General features: G+C 63.0%; 11 protein-coding genes. 6 read left to right on the forward strand and 5 right to left on the reverse strand.

Annotated elements, in window-relative coordinates:
• The first annotated feature begins 126 nt into the window (after nucleotides 1-126).
• Nucleotides 127-1,713 carry a bifunctional aminoglycoside phosphotransferase/ATP-binding protein gene (locus J0I42_RS15535; RefSeq protein ID WP_291656020.1) on the forward strand — a complete coding sequence of 529 codons (1,587 nt, stop codon included), beginning with the start codon at nucleotides 127-129 and terminating at the stop codon, nucleotides 1,711-1,713.
• Between the two features lie 24 nt (nucleotides 1,714-1,737).
• On the opposite strand, the gene J0I42_RS15540 is transcribed toward J0I42_RS15535, so the two are convergent.
• Nucleotides 1,738-3,651, reverse strand: a complete 1,914-nt coding sequence (locus tag J0I42_RS15540; protein WP_291656021.1) for a hybrid sensor histidine kinase/response regulator — start codon at nucleotides 3,649-3,651, stop codon at nucleotides 1,738-1,740.
• A 9-nt stretch (nucleotides 3,652-3,660) separates the two neighbouring features.
• Complete coding sequence (locus J0I42_RS15545; protein WP_291656023.1) at nucleotides 3,661-4,413, reverse strand: Crp/Fnr family transcriptional regulator; 753 nt, start codon at nucleotides 4,411-4,413, stop codon at nucleotides 3,661-3,663.
• Nucleotides 4,414-4,551: 138 nt separating this feature from the next.
• On the opposite strand from J0I42_RS15545, the gene J0I42_RS15550 reads away from it, so the two are divergent.
• Entirely contained in the window at nucleotides 4,552-5,295 is a 744-nt protein-coding gene (locus tag J0I42_RS15550) for a response regulator (protein ID WP_291656024.1), read from the forward strand.
• An 86-nt stretch (nucleotides 5,296-5,381) separates the two neighbouring features.
• On the opposite strand, the gene J0I42_RS15555 is transcribed toward J0I42_RS15550, so the two are convergent.
• From J0I42_RS15555 to J0I42_RS15565, 3 genes are all read right to left on the reverse strand, one after another.
• Entirely contained in the window at nucleotides 5,382-5,927 is a 546-nt protein-coding gene (locus J0I42_RS15555) for a cytochrome b (protein WP_291656026.1), read from the reverse strand.
• Nucleotides 5,928-5,942: 15 nt separating this feature from the next.
• On the reverse strand, nucleotides 5,943-6,932 hold the full coding sequence (gene mbfA / locus J0I42_RS15560; RefSeq protein ID WP_291656027.1) for an iron exporter MbfA: 990 nt from the start codon (nucleotides 6,930-6,932) through the stop codon (nucleotides 5,943-5,945).
• A gap of 104 nt (nucleotides 6,933-7,036) precedes the next feature.
• Nucleotides 7,037-9,424: a phosphoketolase family protein gene (locus J0I42_RS15565; protein ID WP_291656028.1), complete on the reverse strand. Its 2,388-nt coding sequence runs from the start codon at nucleotides 9,422-9,424 to the stop codon at nucleotides 7,037-7,039.
• A gap of 227 nt (nucleotides 9,425-9,651) precedes the next feature.
• On the opposite strand from J0I42_RS15565, the gene J0I42_RS15570 reads away from it, so the two are divergent.
• The 4 genes from J0I42_RS15570 to J0I42_RS15585 all read left to right on the forward strand — a co-directional run bounded on the left by J0I42_RS15570 (nucleotide 9,652) and on the right by J0I42_RS15585 (nucleotide 15,291).
• Nucleotides 9,652-10,182 (forward strand): GNAT family N-acetyltransferase, encoded by a 531-nt coding sequence (locus tag J0I42_RS15570; protein ID WP_291656030.1) that lies wholly within the window; start codon nucleotides 9,652-9,654, stop codon nucleotides 10,180-10,182.
• A gap of 240 nt (nucleotides 10,183-10,422) precedes the next feature.
• Complete coding sequence (locus J0I42_RS15575) at nucleotides 10,423-11,427, forward strand: HlyD family secretion protein (RefSeq protein WP_291656032.1); 1,005 nt, start codon at nucleotides 10,423-10,425, stop codon at nucleotides 11,425-11,427.
• Nucleotides 11,424-14,156, forward strand: coding sequence for a ribosome-associated ATPase/putative transporter RbbA (gene rbbA / locus J0I42_RS15580; protein WP_291656033.1), 2,733 nt, complete (start codon nucleotides 11,424-11,426; stop codon nucleotides 14,154-14,156). Before J0I42_RS15575 ends, rbbA begins: the two co-directional genes overlap by 4 nt.
• A 1-nt stretch (nucleotide 14,157) precedes the next feature.
• On the forward strand, nucleotides 14,158-15,291 hold the full coding sequence (locus J0I42_RS15585) for an ABC transporter permease (protein ID WP_291656034.1): 1,134 nt from the start codon (nucleotides 14,158-14,160) through the stop codon (nucleotides 15,289-15,291).
• Nucleotides 15,292-15,447 lie beyond the last annotated feature (156 nt).

Raw genomic sequence — 15,447 nt, forward strand, 5'->3', positions numbered from 1 at the left:
GATGTGAGCTCCTCCAACCTAAGCTGATTATCGGCCTGGCAAGGACACCCCGCTGTCGAATTTGATGAGAATCAAGGTCGCCTCGTGGGATCGGAGAATAGTGGAGCGATCGATCGGAGCCTCGTCATGCCGATGACCAGCCAGAACGAAACGATCTGCTTTCTGGGGTCGGCAGGCGCTTTCGGGGGCGGGGCTGAGTGGATGGAAATGGTCTCCACCCACATCTCGATCGTTCTGCTGATTGGTTCGCGCGCGCTCAAACTGAAACGATCCGTCACGCTGCCCTATGTTGATCTATCGACGCCCGAACGGCGGCTGGCATTGTGCGAGCAAGAACTGATGCTCAACCGCCGGGCGGCTCCGAAATTGTATCGCGGGGTTCACCGGATCACCCGGGAGCTGAACGGTGCCCTGACGTTGAATGGCCAGGGCGAGCTGGTCGATGCCGTGCTGGAAATGGAACGCTTCAACGATAATTTCCTCTTCGATCGAATGGCGGAGAGAGAGCGTCTCTCCGCTTCTGACATGGCCGAGTTGGCCGGCGCGATCGCGCGTCTCCACCAGGTAGCTCCGGTCTCGACGGATGAAGCGGGGGCTGCGCGGATGAAACGCGTGCTGACCGTCAATGAGAGAGCATTTGCCAATGCGGATATTCTCCCTCGCAGCGAAGTCGACGCCGTCATCACGGGCTGCCGGGAGGCGCTGGCCCACCATACGGACTTGCTGAACCGGAGGGCGCGCGAGGGAAAGGTTCGGCGCGGACATGGTGACCTGCACTTGCGCAACATCTGCCTGTTCGACGGCAAGCCGTTGCTCTTCGATTGTCTCGAGTTCGACGAGGACCTGGCGACCGTGGATGTCCTCTATGATCTCGCCTTCGTTCTGATGGATCTCTGGCATCGCAAGCTCGAAACGCTCGCGAACATCCTCTTCAATCGCTATCTTGATACCACTGACGATGAGAGGGGCATCCGCCTGATGCCGTTCTTCATGGCGGTGAGGGCTGCCGTGCGAGCGCATGTCATCGCGGTCGATAGCGGCAGGTCCGAGACTTCCCGCTTGGCCGCGGCGCGAAGCTATCTGGAGCTCTGCCGCCGCCTTCTGACGACGCAGCTTCCCGTCCTGGTCGCGGTCGGTGGCTATTCGGGTTCGGGGAAATCGACGGTTGCGGCGAAGCTCGCGCCAACGCTGGGACCTCCCCCGGGCGCCCGCATAGCTGCCAGCGATCGCATTCGGAAGAAACTGTGGGGTGTTTCGGCAGAGACCCGCCTGCCGATGGAGGCCTATGGCGCGGACGCCGCCGCACGAACCTATGCGGCCATGATGCAGCTTGCGGAACTGATGCTGGCGCAAGGCCATGCTGTTGTCGCGGATGCCGTCTTCGATCGGCGGGTCGATCGGGAGAGGATCGGGGAGGTGGCGCGGCGCGCAGGCATGCCGTTCTACGGCCTTTGGCTCCAGGCACCGAAAGATACGCTCGTGCAACGGGTGACAGAGCGTCGTGGCGATCCCTCCGACGCTACCCCCAGCGTCGTGATCGACCAGATTTCGCGGCATGGAGCCGCAAAGGAGTGGACGCGCATCTCGGCGCAGGAGAACATCGATATCGTCGCCGGATGCGCTCTTGCAGCCATCGGCTCTCAGGCTGGAGCGGCGGCAGTCTGGCCGAGCCCTCCCTGCGCGCGGCGATGGGCGCCGTCAGTGACGGCATAGCTGGGGTCGGGTCGGCGCAAAGCCTCAATCGAGGAGGCTGCGCAAGCGTGTGGCCAGCTCCTGCGCAGTGTACGGTTTCTTCAACCAGCTTCCCTCCGCCAGCCCGCGCCCGGCGAGGCTTGGCTCGGCATAGCCGGAGGTGAAGAGAACCTTCAGGTTCGGGCGAAGACTGCGGGCCTCTCTGGCAAGCTCGTCGCCGAACATGCCGCCCGGCATGATAATATCGGTAAAGAGCAGCCGGATTTCCGGGTGCGCGGCGATGATCGACAGCGCCTCCCTGCCATCGGCAGCCTGGATGACGCGATACCCTTCCGCTTCGAGGCGCGCGATGACGACCCTCCGCACGCGGGCATCGTCTTCGACCACGAGGATGCATTCGTCAGCGTGCGGCTTGCTTGAAGGAACAGGGTCGACGTTGTCCGTTTCTTCGCCGGGCTCCGGAGTGGGGGCCGGGAGAAACAGCCGAACGGTCGTTCCTTCGTCGGGCTCGCTGTAGAGTTGCACATGGCCGCCCGATTGACGTGCGAAACCGTAGACCATGCTGAGGCCGAGCCCGGTTCCCGCGCCGACACCTTTCGTGGTGAAGAAGGGGTCGAACGCCCGTTGCTGGACCTCTTCCGTCATCCCGACACCGGTATCAGAGACGCTGATAAGGATATAGTCGCCCAGTCGAACCTGCGGGTACATCTGGACATAATCGCGGTCGAGGTGAATGCGCGCGATTTCGACCTTGAGATGTCCGCCGCGCGGCATGGCGTCCCGGGCGTTCAGCGCAAGATTCAGCAAAGCATTCTGCAACTGGGTGGTGTCGACGAGCGCCGACAGGGAATGGCCGGTGGCGACGGTCTGCAATTCGATCGTTTCGCCAAGTGTCCTCCGCAGCAGCTCGGCGAAGGTCGACACGAGCTGTCCTATGTCCGTGAGCTTCGCATTGAGGGCTTGCCGCCGGCCGAAAGCTAGAAGCTGGCCCGTGAGCTTGGCTCCGTCATCGGCCGCGTCTTGGGCCTCGCGCAACAATTCGCGGAGCCGGCCGTCTTCGAGACGCCGTTCGATCATCTCGAGGTTTCCACTGATCACCCCCAGCAGGTTGTTGAAATCATGCGCGATCCCTCCCGTAAGCTGCCCGATGGCCTCCATTTTCTGGGACTGCCGCAATTCCTCCTCCATCCGGTGACGACTGGTCAGGTCGCGGATGAAGCCGGTGAAGATGCGCTTGCCGTTTGCGGCGGCCTCGCCAACCGCGAGTTCCATGGGAAAGGTCGTTCCGTCTTTTCGCCGGCCGGTGACCACGCGCCCGAAGCCGATGATCCGCCGCTCGCCGGTCGCGAGGTAGCGGCCGATATACCCGTCGTGCCGATCCCGGTCGGGGTTGGGCATGAGGATCTTGACGTTTCGGCCGCAGACCTCGTCGGCGGTATAGCCGAACAGCTTCTCCGCAGCCTTGCTGAACGACATCATGATACCGGCTTCGTCGATCACGACCATTGCTTCCGGCACCGTTTCGAGAATCGAGAGCAGGTGTGATTGCCGGGAGGCGAGAGCAGCCTGTGCGTTCTTCAGGTCGCTGATATCGATATTCGTAGCCAGGACGACCATGTTTTCCGGCGCTTGCCGGCTCACGACGACCCAGCGGCTCATGACGAATATCGACCGTCCTTCTCTGTGGTGCTGCGTCAGCTCGCCTTTCCAGGTCCCAGCCTGACGCACGGCCCGGATGATGTCGTCGAGTGGCTCCGGAAAATCCGTCTTGAGAAGTTGGCGGACGTTCTGCTCGAGCGCCTCGCGTGCAGTCCAACCGTAGAGATCCTCGCAGCCCCCGCTCCAGCGAAGAATTCTGCCGTCGAGCTCGAAAACGATGATGTTGGCATCGTCGAGAACCTGAACGATCTCGTCCAGGCTTCGCTGGCTGATCGCCCTTGGCCCGCGCGCTGCCGTCATAGCCACCTGTCAATGCGCTCGCATGGCCTGTCGGCCAGGAGGAGTGCCGCTCGGATCATCGTATTCGTCACCGCTGCCGGCAAGTCTTCTCAAGAGTGCCGGCTTGCGTATCGTGAAGCGGTAGCGCGCGATGGACTGAATGACGCCCCGCTTGATCAGGTTCGTCATCGTTCTCGACACCGTTTCGATCGTCAGACCCAGATAATCTGCCATGTCGACGCGACTCATCGGGATTTCGATCTCGGTGGCCGGGCCGCTATCGTCGCCGGCGCGCCGCGCAAGCGCGAGGAGGAGATCGCAAATGCGCTCTTCGGCATTCTTGCGCGCGAGCAATACGGTTCTCGCCTGTGCGCTTGCCATTTCGCGGTACAGCCAGTTGACGAATTGCGGGCGCAATTGTTCCGAGCTGTCGACCGCCTGCTGAAAGCGGTTCCGATGTAATCGGCGGAGCTTGACGTCACCGATGGCCTCGGCGTCACCGAGATAACGTTCGTCTGGAGAAAGACCGAAGATTTCGTCGGGATAGAAGAACCCGGTGATAACGCGGCTGCCATCGCTGAGGATTTTGGCAATGCGGACGATCCCGGCCACGATCTTGAAGACATGCGTTGCCGGATCGCCGTCCCGGCAAACGGTTTGGCCACGCCCGAACGTCTCCAGAGGCTGCTGACTGAAGAGCCCCAGCAATCCGGGTCTTGCTCGATCGTTCGCGATAACGGGCAGCGGGGCATGGAAGCTCGACGCCGCGTTGACAGTGAGCATGGCGCTATCCTCCGCACCGGTTTGACGCGGAGAGGAAAGCGGCGGTGCATGGCGCTGCGAAGGTCTGCGTGTTAGCGTCTGTCGAAAATTGTTACCGATTGTAACATCTGATCCGTGGCCCGATTGGTGCTTTCTGCCATGGCCGACCCGACATCCCGAAGCGCTCATCTTCTGGTCGTGGACGACGATCAGCGCATACGCCAGATGCTGATCCGCTATTTCGAGGAGGAGGGCTACCATGTCAGCGCGGTGGCCGACGGGCGGGGAATGCGGGACGCGTTGCAGCGCAATGCTATCGACATCGTCCTGCTCGACCTGATCCTCGGTGGCGGCGAGGACGGATTGATGCTGGCCCGTGAAATTCGTACGGGCTCGGACGTTCCAATCATCATGCTGACCGGGCGGGGCGATGTCGTCGACCGCATCGTCGGACTTGAGATGGGGGCCGATGATTATATCGCCAAACCGTTCCATTTGCGCGAGGTGCTGGCGAGGGTGCGCACTGTATTACGTCGGCAGCACCCAGTGCCGGTTCAACTGGTTGGTGGTGAAGGCGCAGAAGTCATTCGGTTCAATGGATGGACGCTCGACCCTCAGGAGCGCCGGTTGCTCAATCCGGAAGGAACGGATGTCGCGCTGACGACGGGAGAATTCAATATTCTTTTGGTGATGGCCAAGTATCCAGGTCGCGTTTACTCGCGCGATACGTTGATGAATTTGACGAGGGGCCGAAATTACGAGGCTTTTGATCGAGCGATCGACGCTCAAATCTCTCGTCTGCGTAAGAAGATTGAAGTGGGCCACAATCCAGCGGCTCTGATCAGATCCGTACGCGGGGTTGGGTACGTCTTCACGGGGCACTCCTCTGCACGAACGGGTTGAGTCTGGCCCTGGAGTTCGAACGGCAGGTGCGCTTCCGCCCAATCGGCCCATTCCGTGCTGCACCTTGGCAATCGCTTGCCCTCTGCTCAGGAGTTTTCCTGCGGCGCGAACCACATGCGCCTCAGCAGGCCGTCTCTCCGTACAAATTGATGATAAAGTGCCGCGACGGCGTGAGCCGCGGCGAGAATGAGTAGCCCGTTGGCGGCAAGCTCATGCCAGCCATTGATGGAGCGGCGCAGAGATCGATCCTCGGGGGCAAAGCCCGGAATCTGCACGATGCCGAACAGGTCCCAGCCTCTGGCTGCCACATTGACGATACCGAGAACGAGCGTTGTGGCGAGGAGAGCATATAGGAGCCCGTGCGTGATCCGTTCCGCCAGTCGAAGCACCCCGGCATTGATCGATACAGGGCGTGTCGCGGATGACATCAGCCAGAGCAGGCGGGCGCAATAGACCAGGACCAGGACCGTTCCGGCCGTGATGTGGAACGACCACATGCCATGGCGCCACTCGCGCGGCAGCAGAGCCTCGCTTTGAGCCATCAGCCACAGCAGCAGGACGAGCGCGGCGGTCAGCCAATGGAAGACGATGCTGGGTCTGTCATATCGAGCTTGTTCGGGATTGTGCTGCATAAGGACCTCGCTCGGTCACGAGCCGCCGATGAGAATGCCTGTGGCCAGGACGAGAAGTCCTCCCAGGATGATCTGGAACATCGCCCGACCGATGGGAGTCTCCATGAAACGGTTTTGGATCCAGACAATGACCCACAGCTCGACGAAAACCACGCAGAGCGCGATGGCCGTCGCGGTCCAGAAATGCGGGATGAGGTAGGGGAGTGCGTGTCCCAAACCACCGATCGTCGTCATGACACCGGAGGCCAGCCCGCGTTTCCAGGGCGGGCCGCGTCCCGACAGCTTGCCATCGTCATGAGCCGCTTCGGTGAACCCCATCGAGATGCCCGCGCCGATCGAAGCAGACAGGCCGATCAGGAAGGTCGTCCACGGGTTCTGCGTGGCGAAGGCCGTTGCAAAGATCGGTGCCAGGGTCGAAACCGAACCGTCCATCAACCCCGCGAGGCCGGGCTGAACCCAGGTCAGCACGAACTGGCGCTTGGCCTGCTCCTGCTCGGCCTTTCCTTCGTCGCCGGTTGTCAGTTCACCTTCGAGAGACAAAGCCTTGCGCTCGTGCTGCGCTTCTGCGGCTGCGAGATCTCCGAGCAATTTCCGCGTTTCCGCATCCGTGCTGCGCGAAGCTGCCAGCCGGTAAAAGGTTTCCGCCTGACGCTCCATGTCGGCGGCATCCGCCCGGGCACGTTCCAGGGGCAGCGATTTCACCAGCCACAGGGGTTTTCGTGCATAGAACCCTTCGACATGCTCCCGGCGAATTGGGATGATGGTTGGACCGAACCGGCGCACATAGAGATCGAGCAAGGCGCTGCGATGCTCATTTTCTTCCGCAGCCATGGCATCGAACATCGCGGCCGATGCGGGATAGTCATGGCTCAGGTTGGCTGCATAGGCCGAGTAGATGCGTCCATCCTCTTCCTCCGCCAGGATCGCGAGTGAGAGAACTTCCTGCGTACTGAGGTCATCGAACCGCCTCCGGGCAGGTCGAAACATCGAGAAGAGAGCGGGCATGGCGATATCCAGGGCCAATTTATGCAGTTCTTTAGAATCAATCTAAACTGTAGTCCAGCCCTCGCGTAGCGTGCATTGACCGCCTGCACGGGGCAGCAGCGAACTCATGTCGTGGACCAGCGCCAGTCGCGCACCTCCGGCATGTCGATGCCGTGCTCGCGGATATGGCGCTTGTGCTCGATCAGCTTGTCGCGGATCGCCTGCTTGGCGTAGGCGGCTCGCTCACCGAGTTTCGGGACCCGGTCGATGACATCGCCGACCAGGTGGAAGCGGTCGAGCCGATTGCGCACGACCATGTCGAAGGTCGTCGTCGTCGAACCTTCCTCCTCATAGCCGCGTACATGCATGTTGGCATGGTTGGTGCGCCTGTAGGCGAGCCGATGGATGAGCCAGGGATAGCCGTGATAGGCGAAGATCACCGGCTTGTCGGTTGTGAACAGGGCGTCGAATTCTGGATCGGCAAGGCCATGTGGGTGCAGCGCCTTCGGTTGCAGCGTCATCAGGTCGACGACGTTGACGACGCGGACCTTGAGATCGGGAAGATTTTCGCGCAGCAGTTTGACCGCAGCCAGTGTTTCCAGCGTCGGCACGTCGCCGGCGCAGGCCATCACGACGTCTGGCTCGCTGCCAAGGTCGTTGCTGGCCCATTCCCAGATGCCGATGCCTTGCGAGCAGTGCTTGATCGCGGCATCCATGTCGAGCCATTGCAGGGAAGGTGCCTTGCCGGCGACGATGACATTGATCCGGTCCCAACTCCGCAGGCAGTGATCGGTGACGTGAAGCAGCGTATTGGCATCCGGCGGCAGATAGACCCGCACGATCTCGGCCTTCTTGTTCACGACATGATCGACGAAGCCGGGGTCCTGATGGCTGAAGCCGTTATGGTCCTGCTGCCAGACATGGGAGGTCAGGAGGTAGTTCAGCGAGGCGATCGGCCGACGCCAGGGTACTTCCTTAGCGGTCTTCAGCCATTTCGCATGCTGGTTGAACATCGAATCGACGATATGGATGAAGGCCTCGTAACAGGAAAACAGGCCGTGGCGGCCGGTCAGGAGATAGCCTTCGAGCCAGCCCTGGCAGAGATGCTCGCTCAGGATTTCGGTGACACGACCGTCGCGCGTGAGGTTCTCATCTTCAGGGAGGATCTCTTCCTGCCAGGCTCGGCCCGTCACCTCGAAGAGGGCCTGCAGGCGGTTCGAGGCCGTCTCGTCCGGGCCGAAGACCCTGAAGTTCCGGCTAGCCTCGTTTGCCTTCATGACATCGCGCAGGAACGCACCCAGGATCCGGGTTGCTTCGGCCTTGGCGTCGCCTGGACGGTTCACCGGCACAGCGTGGCGGATGTAGTCCGGCATCCTGAGAGGGCGGCGCAGCGCGCCGCCATTCGCGTGCGGGTTGGCGCTCATCCGCTTCTCGCCCGATGGTGCGAGTGCGGCGATCTCGGCATGCAGCCGCCCGGACGCGTCAAACAACTCCTCAGGACGGTAGCTGCGCAGCCAGTCTTCGAGCAGTCGCAGATGGCCGGGCTGCGACATGTCGCTGAACGGCACCTGATGCGAGCGCCAGAAGCCCTCGGTCTTCAGGCCGTCGACGGTCTTGGGACCGGTCCACCCCTTGGGACTGCGCAGCACGATCATCGGCCAGCGCGGACGACCGCGTGTTGATCCTGCGCGGGCTTCGCTCTGAATCGAAGCGATGCCGGAGAATGCCATATCGAGCGCTGTTGCCATCGCCTGGTGCATCGCCTCCGGCTCCTCGCCTTCGACGAAGAGCGGATCGTAGCCGTATCCGCGCAGCAGCGCCTCCAGCTCGGCATGAGGGATGCGGCCCAGCACGGTCGGGTTGGCGATCTTGTAGCCATTCAGGTGCAGGATCGGTAGGACCGCGCCGTCCTCCACGGGATTGAGAAATTTGTTGGAGTGCCAGGATGCGGCCAGTGGACCGGTCTCGGCCTCGCCGTCACCGATGACGCAAGCAGCAATCAGGCCGGGATTATCGAGCACGGCGCCGAAGGCGTGCGCGAGGCTATAGCCAAGCTCGCCGCCTTCGTGGATGGAGCCGGGCGTATCGGGCGCAGCGTGGCTGGGAATGCCGCCCGGGAAGGAGAACTGTCGTACGAAGCGCCGCAAGCCTTCCTGGTCCTGCGAGATGTCCGGATAGAGCTCGCTATAGGTGCCTTCGAGATAGGTGCTCGCCACCACGCCCGGAGCGCCATGACCCGGCCCGGCGATGAAAAGGATGTCGAGATTCCGAGCTCTGATGATGCGATTGAGATGCAGATAAATGAAATTCAGGCCCGGCGCCGTGCCCCAGTGACCGAGCAACCGCGGCTTCACATGTTCGATCCGAAGAGGTTCGCGCAACAGTGCATTGTCCAGCAGGTAGATCTGCGCCACGGAGAGGTAATTGGCGGCCCGCCACCAGACCTGCATCAACGTGATCTCTTCGGAATTCAGAGCCGTCTGCGTCACGGTATCGATGTCCCGAGAGGTCATTGGTCTGCTCCAGGAAAAGGCTTCGGAAGATAGTTTGCGCCGTCGTTTCGCGCTTTGATCTTCAGCAAAGCGCTTCCGCCGCTCAGCGAGTACGAACGAGCCGATCCGCGCAGCGATGATCGAACATCATCAAGGCGTCGATCTGTTCGAGGTCCGCCGGGAACCCTGATGTAGCCGGGTCGGTGGGAACGGTTTTCTCGATTGCGCCGTGATTGGAGGTAAATCTCATGACGACCGACGATGTGAGCCGTTACCTCAGCACGCGAGCAGGTTTCAGGTTTCTGGTAAGGCCCGCCCGGCCCGACGACGAAGCGGGCCTAGCCGATTTCTTCACGCACGTTACGCCTGAGGACCTGCGCTTTCGGTTTCTGACCACTGTGAGGGAAGTCGGGCATGATCGATTGGCGAACATGACAAAGATCCAGGATGGGCAGACCGAAAATTTCATCGCCTTTACCGATGACGGCAAGACGATCATCGCCGCCGGCATGCTCGCTTGCGATGCCGCTTTGGAGAAAGGGGAAGTCGCGATCTCGATCCGGCGCGAGTACAAGCACAGAGGCGTAGGGTGGGAACTGCTCAGGCATATTTGCGAGTTCGCCGAGGGCAAGGGCCTGAAATCCGTTGAATCTCTCGAAGATCGGCAAAATCACGAAGCAATCGAGATCGAGCGCGAGCAAGGATTCGAGATTGACGAGTGCCCCGATGATGTCCGTCTCGTCGTACTGAGAAAGAGCCTCCGGCAAACTCGGTTGTGAGAGGTGCGGCGGCAGGAATCTCGAATTTTATAGCCCTCGACAAGATCAAGGACGAAATCGCGCGTCCCGATGACGTCGGCGATATACCCGATCGCAATCCAAATGAGATGTCGAAGGCCCCTTGGTGCTTGGAGCAGATCGACCGCATCCCCGATGGGGTTACTTGGCCTGGCCGGCCGCCTGTCGCATGCTGAGCAGATGCCCTGGACCTTGTATCGCCTCATTCGTCGGAGATTTAGAATGCGTCCTGTCGTTGCTGCAACTGCAGCTCTCTTCGCCGCGCTCGCACTGTCGGCGCCAGGAGTTCAGGCGCAATCCCGCATCAAGGCTCTGATCGAGCGTCTGCGCGGCGACACGATGCCCGAGGGCATCGTCAAGACCAACGGTCGTATAGAAGCGACGCAGATCGACGTCTCATCCAAATATGCCGGCCGTCTGGCGGAGGTCGCGGTCAAGGAGGGCGACGAGGTCACGGCCGGACAAGTGGTCGCGCGCATCGCCTCTCCGGAATACGAGGCGCAGTTGCGATCCGCGCAGGCGCAGGTGCTGCGAGCGCGCCAGGCACTTGCCGAGGCGGAAGCGCTGATCGCCCAGCGCAAGAGCGACCAGATACTCGCCCGTACCGATGCCGAGCGCGGCAAGGAGCTGGTTGCGAAGGGCTATCTCAGCAAGCAGGTCGATGACCAGCGCTCGGCCAAGGCCGCCGCCGCCGATGCCGCATTGCGCGCGGCCGAGGCGCAGCGCGACCAGGCTCGGTTCGCGATCCATGCCTCCGAGGCCGATGCCGAGCAGATCAGGGCGATCCTGGTCGATCTGGTGCTGCTGGCGCCACGCAGCGGTCGCGTGCAGTACCAGCTCGCCCGCACCGGTGAGGTCGTCGCGGCCGGTACGCGCGTCATCACCATCCTCGACCTTTCGGACGTCTACATGACGATCTATCTCCCGGCCGCGCAGGCTGGGCAGCTCGCGCTGGGCGACGAGGCGCGCATCATTCTTGATCCCGTGCCGCAATATGTCATCCCCGCGACGGTCAGCTTCGTCGCTGCCGACGCGCAGTTCACGCCCAAGGCGGTCGAAACGGCCGAGGAGCGCGAGAAGCTGGTCTTCCGCGCCAAGCTTCAGGTCGATCGCGATCTGCTCGCCAGGTACCACCGGCAGGTGAAGACCGGCGTGCGCGGGCTCGGCTTCGTGCGCACCTCTCCCTCCGCGAAATGGCCCGACTCGCTCGCCGTGAAGCTGCCATGACCGAGGCCGGGCCCGCCGCGAGCCTTGCCGGCGTCACGCATCGCTACGGCAAGGTGACGGCCCTCGAAGCGCTGACGCTCGACATCCCATCCGGCCGGATGATCGGCGTGATCGGGCCGGACGGCGTCGGCAAGTCGACCTTGCTTGCCCTCATCGCCGGGGTGCGGGTGATCCAGCAAGGCAGCGTCCATGCGCTCGGCGGCGACCTGGGCGACAAGACCGAGCGCGAGAGCCGGCGCGGACGCATCGCCTATATGCCGCAGGGGCTGGGACGGAATCTCTACCCGACGCTTTCGGTCTTCGAGAACATCGATTTCCACGCGAGACTGTTCGGGCAGGATGCCGTCGAGCGCCGCAGCCGCATCGACGAACTCCTCAAGGCGACGGGGCTGGATCCGTTTGAGGGGCGGCCGGCCGCCAAGCTCTCCGGCGGCATGAAGCAGAAGCTCTCGCTCTGCTGCGCACTGATCCACGATCCGGACCTGCTGATCCTCGACGAACCCACCACCGGCGTCGACCCGCTCTCGCGCGGGCAGTTCTGGGACTTGATCGACACGATCCGCGCCCGTCGCCCGGGCATGAGCGTCATCGTCGCCACCGCCTATATGGAGGAGGCCGAGCGCTTCGATTGGCTGGTCGCGATGGACGATGGCAGGGCGATCGCGACGGGCACGCCCGGAGAATTACGCGAGAAGGCGAACCAATCCACGCTGGAAGATGCCTTCGTTGCATTGCTGCCGGAGGCCAAGCGCGCGCAGCACAAGGACGTCGTGCTGCGGCAGCGGACGGCGAGCGACGACGCCACGCCCGCGATCGAGGCCGAAGGCCTGACTCGGCGCTTCGGCGATTTCGTAGCGGTTGACCATGTCAGCTTCCGCATCGGGCGGGGCGAGATCTTCGGCTTCCTCGGCTCGAATGGCTGCGGCAAGTCGACGACGATGAAGATGCTGACCGGCCTGCTGCCGGCGAGCGAGGGCACGGCAAAACTCTTCGGCCAGCCGCTCGCGGCCGACGACATGGAGACGCGACGTCATGTCGGTTACATGTCGCAGGCCTTCTCGCTCTACAGCGAGCTGACGGTCCGCCAGAATCTCGTGCTCCATGCCGAACTCTACCATCTGCCGCCGGCCGATATCCCCGGTCGCATCGCCGAGCTCCTGACCCGCTTCGACCTCGTGGAGGTCGTCGACGAGCGGCCCGACAGTCTGCCGCTCGGTATCCGCCAGCGGCTGCAACTCGCCGTCGCCGTCCTGCACCGCCCGGCGATGCTGATCCTGGACGAGCCGACCTCGGGCGTCGACCCGATCGCGCGCGACGCCTTCTGGCGCACGCTGATCGACCTTTCGCGCGATGACGGCGTCACCATCTTCCTCTCGACCCATTTCATGAACGAGGCGGAGCGCTGCGACCGCATCTCCTTCATGCATGCCGGCAAGGTCCTGGCAGTCGGAACGCCGCAGGAACTGGTGGAGAAGCGCGGCGCCGGCACGCTGGAGGAGGCCTTCGTCGCCTATCTCAAGGAGGCCGCCGGCATCGAGGATGCAGCTGCGGAACCGGCAGCCGTCCCCGCCGCCGTTCTCCGGTCGGCGCCGGCGGCGCACCTCTTCGATCCGCGCCGACTCTGGGCCTGTGCCCGGCGGGAGACGATGGAGCTGCTGCGCGACCCGATCCGGCTGAGCTTCGCCTTTCTCGGGCCGGTGCTGTTAATGCTGGCCTTTGGCTTCGGCATCTCCTTCGACGTCGAGAACCTGAAGTTCGCGGCGTTCGATCAGGACAATTCGATGGAGAGCCGGCAATTGGTCGAGGCTTTCTCCAGCTCGCGCTATTTTTCGGAGCAGGCGCCGATCCGGTCCACGGCGGAGCTTGATCAGCGCCTGCGAAGCGGTGAGCTCCAGCTCGCGATCGAGATCCCGTCTTCCTTCGGTCGCGATCTGATGAGCGGGCGCGTGCCGGAATTGTCGGTCTGGCTCGACGGGGCGATGCCGTTCCGGGCCGAGACGACGCGCGGCTACGTCACGGGGCTGGCGACGCAATACGCTCAGGGCTTCGCCGCCGGCCATGCCGCATCGAGCCATGCGCCGGCGCCCTTCACGATCGAGGCGCGCTTCCGCTACAATCAGGCCTTCAAGAGCGCCAATGCGATGGTGCCCAGCGTGATCATGCTGATGCTGATCCTGATCCCGGCGATCATGTCGGCGATCGGCGTGGTCCGCGAGAAGGAAACCGGATCGATCGCCAATTTCCGCTCGACGCCGATCAGTCGCTTCGAATTCCTGTTCGGCAAGCAACTGCCCTATATCGCGATCGCGATGGGCAGCTTCGCGATGCTGGTCCTGATCGCGCTGTTCATCTTCCAGGTTCCGATCAAGGGCTCGGCCTGGGTCCTGGCGCTCGCGACCCTGCTCTATGTCTCGGCGACGACCGGTTTCGGCCAGCTCATCTCCAGCTTCACGCGCACGCAGGTGGCCGCCGTCTTCGCCACCGCGATCCTGTCGATCATCCCGGCGGTGAATTTCTCCGGCCTGATGGTGCCGGTCGCCTCGCTTTCGGGCGGTGGCCGCCTCCTCGGGATGAGCCTGCCGCCGGCCTGGTATCAGCCGGTCAGCGTCGGCGTCTTCACCAAGGGGCTGGGCGCGGCCGAACTCTGGCCCAACCTGCTGGCGCTCGGCGGCTTCTTCCTGCTCTTCCTCGTCGTCGCGCAACTCGCCTTGCGCAAGCAGGAAGCCTGAGATGGCGGCACTCCTGATCCATCTCCAGAATATCCTGCGCCTCGTCGTGAAGGAGCTGCGCAGCCTCAGGGCCGACCCGATCATGCTGGTGCTGGTGGTCTACACCTTCAGCATCGCCGTCTACACGGTCGCGACCGGGGTGAAGCTGGAGGCGCGCGACCTCACGATCGGCATCGTCGACGAGGACCAGTCCGAGTTCTCCCGCAGCCTGCTCGGCGCCTTCGGCCCACCGCTGTTCAAGGTTTCGAAGCGCATCGCGGCGGGCGAGATCGACGCCGAGATGAATTCCGGCCGCCTCGTCTTCGTGCTGGAAATCCCGCCTCGGTTCCAGGCGGACCTGCTCGCCGGGCGGCAGACGGCGGTGCAGCTCAACATCGACGCCACCGCGATGACCCAGGCCGGCAACGGCACCGTCTATATCCAGCAGATCATCGCGCAGGAGATCGCCAACCGGCAGGCCGGGCGCGAGACGACGACTCCGCTGCCGATCAACCTGGTGGTGCGGGCGCGCTTCAATCCCAATCTCGATTCCGGCTGGTTCTCCTCGGTGATGCAGGTGCTGAACAACGTCACCCTGCTGACCATCATCCTGACCGGCGCGGCGCTGATCCGCGAGCGCGAGCAGGGCACGGTCGAGCATCTCCTGGTGATGCCGATCACGCCGGTGGAGATCATGCTCGCCAAGATGACGGCGAACGCGCTGGTCATTCTTGTCGCGGCGGTGGCTTCGCTCGTCTTCGTGGTCGAAGGTGCGCTCGGCGTGCCGATCGCGGGCTCGCTCCTGCTCTTCGTGCTGGGAACGGCGATCTATGCCTTCGCGGTGGCGGCGCTCGGCATCCTGCTCGGCACGCTGGCGACGACGATGGGCCAGTTCGGCCTGCTCGCCATCCCGGTTTTCGTGGTCACGCAACTGCTCTCCGGCGCGACGACGCCGATGGAGAGCATGCCGATCTGGCTGCAATGGATCATGCGGGTCTTCTCGCCGACGCCGCATTTCGTCACCTTTTCGCAAGGCGTGCTCTATCGCGGCGCCGGTCTCGACGTGATCTGGCCCGAGATCGCCAAGATCGTCGCGATCGGCGCCGCCTATTTCGCTTTCGCGCTCGCCCGCTTCCGGAAGGTGATCTTCGCGTGAAGCCGTCCATGCCGTGGCGCGGCAAATCCGGATCTTGAACTGATCGTTGCGGTTCAAAAGGAGGCCATGTCAGCCATGCGGAAGCCCGCCGGCGGAAAATGCCGATCAGCCAAGCCGCCTCGGCCGCGCCAGTGAGCGCGGAACAGCCTCAGATAG

The organism is Allobosea sp. (assembly GCF_017308015.1).
In the GTDB taxonomy this organism is placed as follows: Bacteria; Pseudomonadota; Alphaproteobacteria; order Rhizobiales; family Beijerinckiaceae; genus Allobosea.

What these genes read in the sequence shown, in the direction of transcription:
- J0I42_RS15535 (WP_291656020.1), top strand. Translation starts at nt 127, where the DNA reads ATGCCGATGACCAGCCAGAACGAAACGATCTGCTTTCTGGGGTCGGCA.
- J0I42_RS15540 (WP_291656021.1), bottom strand. Translation starts at nt 3,651, where the DNA reads ATGACGGCAGCGCGCGGGCCAAGGGCGATCAGCCAGCGAAGCCTGGAC.
- J0I42_RS15545 (WP_291656023.1), bottom strand. Translation starts at nt 4,413, where the DNA reads ATGCTCACTGTCAACGCGGCGTCGAGCTTCCATGCCCCGCTGCCCGTT.
- J0I42_RS15550 (WP_291656024.1), top strand. Translation starts at nt 4,552, where the DNA reads ATGGCCGACCCGACATCCCGAAGCGCTCATCTTCTGGTCGTGGACGAC.
- J0I42_RS15555 (WP_291656026.1), bottom strand. Translation starts at nt 5,927, where the DNA reads ATGCAGCACAATCCCGAACAAGCTCGATATGACAGACCCAGCATCGTC.
- mbfA (WP_291656027.1), bottom strand. Translation starts at nt 6,932, where the DNA reads ATGCCCGCTCTCTTCTCGATGTTTCGACCTGCCCGGAGGCGGTTCGAT.
- J0I42_RS15565 (WP_291656028.1), bottom strand. Translation starts at nt 9,424, where the DNA reads ATGACCTCTCGGGACATCGATACCGTGACGCAGACGGCTCTGAATTCC.
- J0I42_RS15570 (WP_291656030.1), top strand. Translation starts at nt 9,652, where the DNA reads ATGACGACCGACGATGTGAGCCGTTACCTCAGCACGCGAGCAGGTTTC.
- J0I42_RS15575 (WP_291656032.1), top strand. Translation starts at nt 10,423, where the DNA reads ATGCGTCCTGTCGTTGCTGCAACTGCAGCTCTCTTCGCCGCGCTCGCA.
- rbbA (WP_291656033.1), top strand. Translation starts at nt 11,424, where the DNA reads ATGACCGAGGCCGGGCCCGCCGCGAGCCTTGCCGGCGTCACGCATCGC.
- J0I42_RS15585 (WP_291656034.1), top strand. Translation starts at nt 14,158, where the DNA reads ATGGCGGCACTCCTGATCCATCTCCAGAATATCCTGCGCCTCGTCGTG.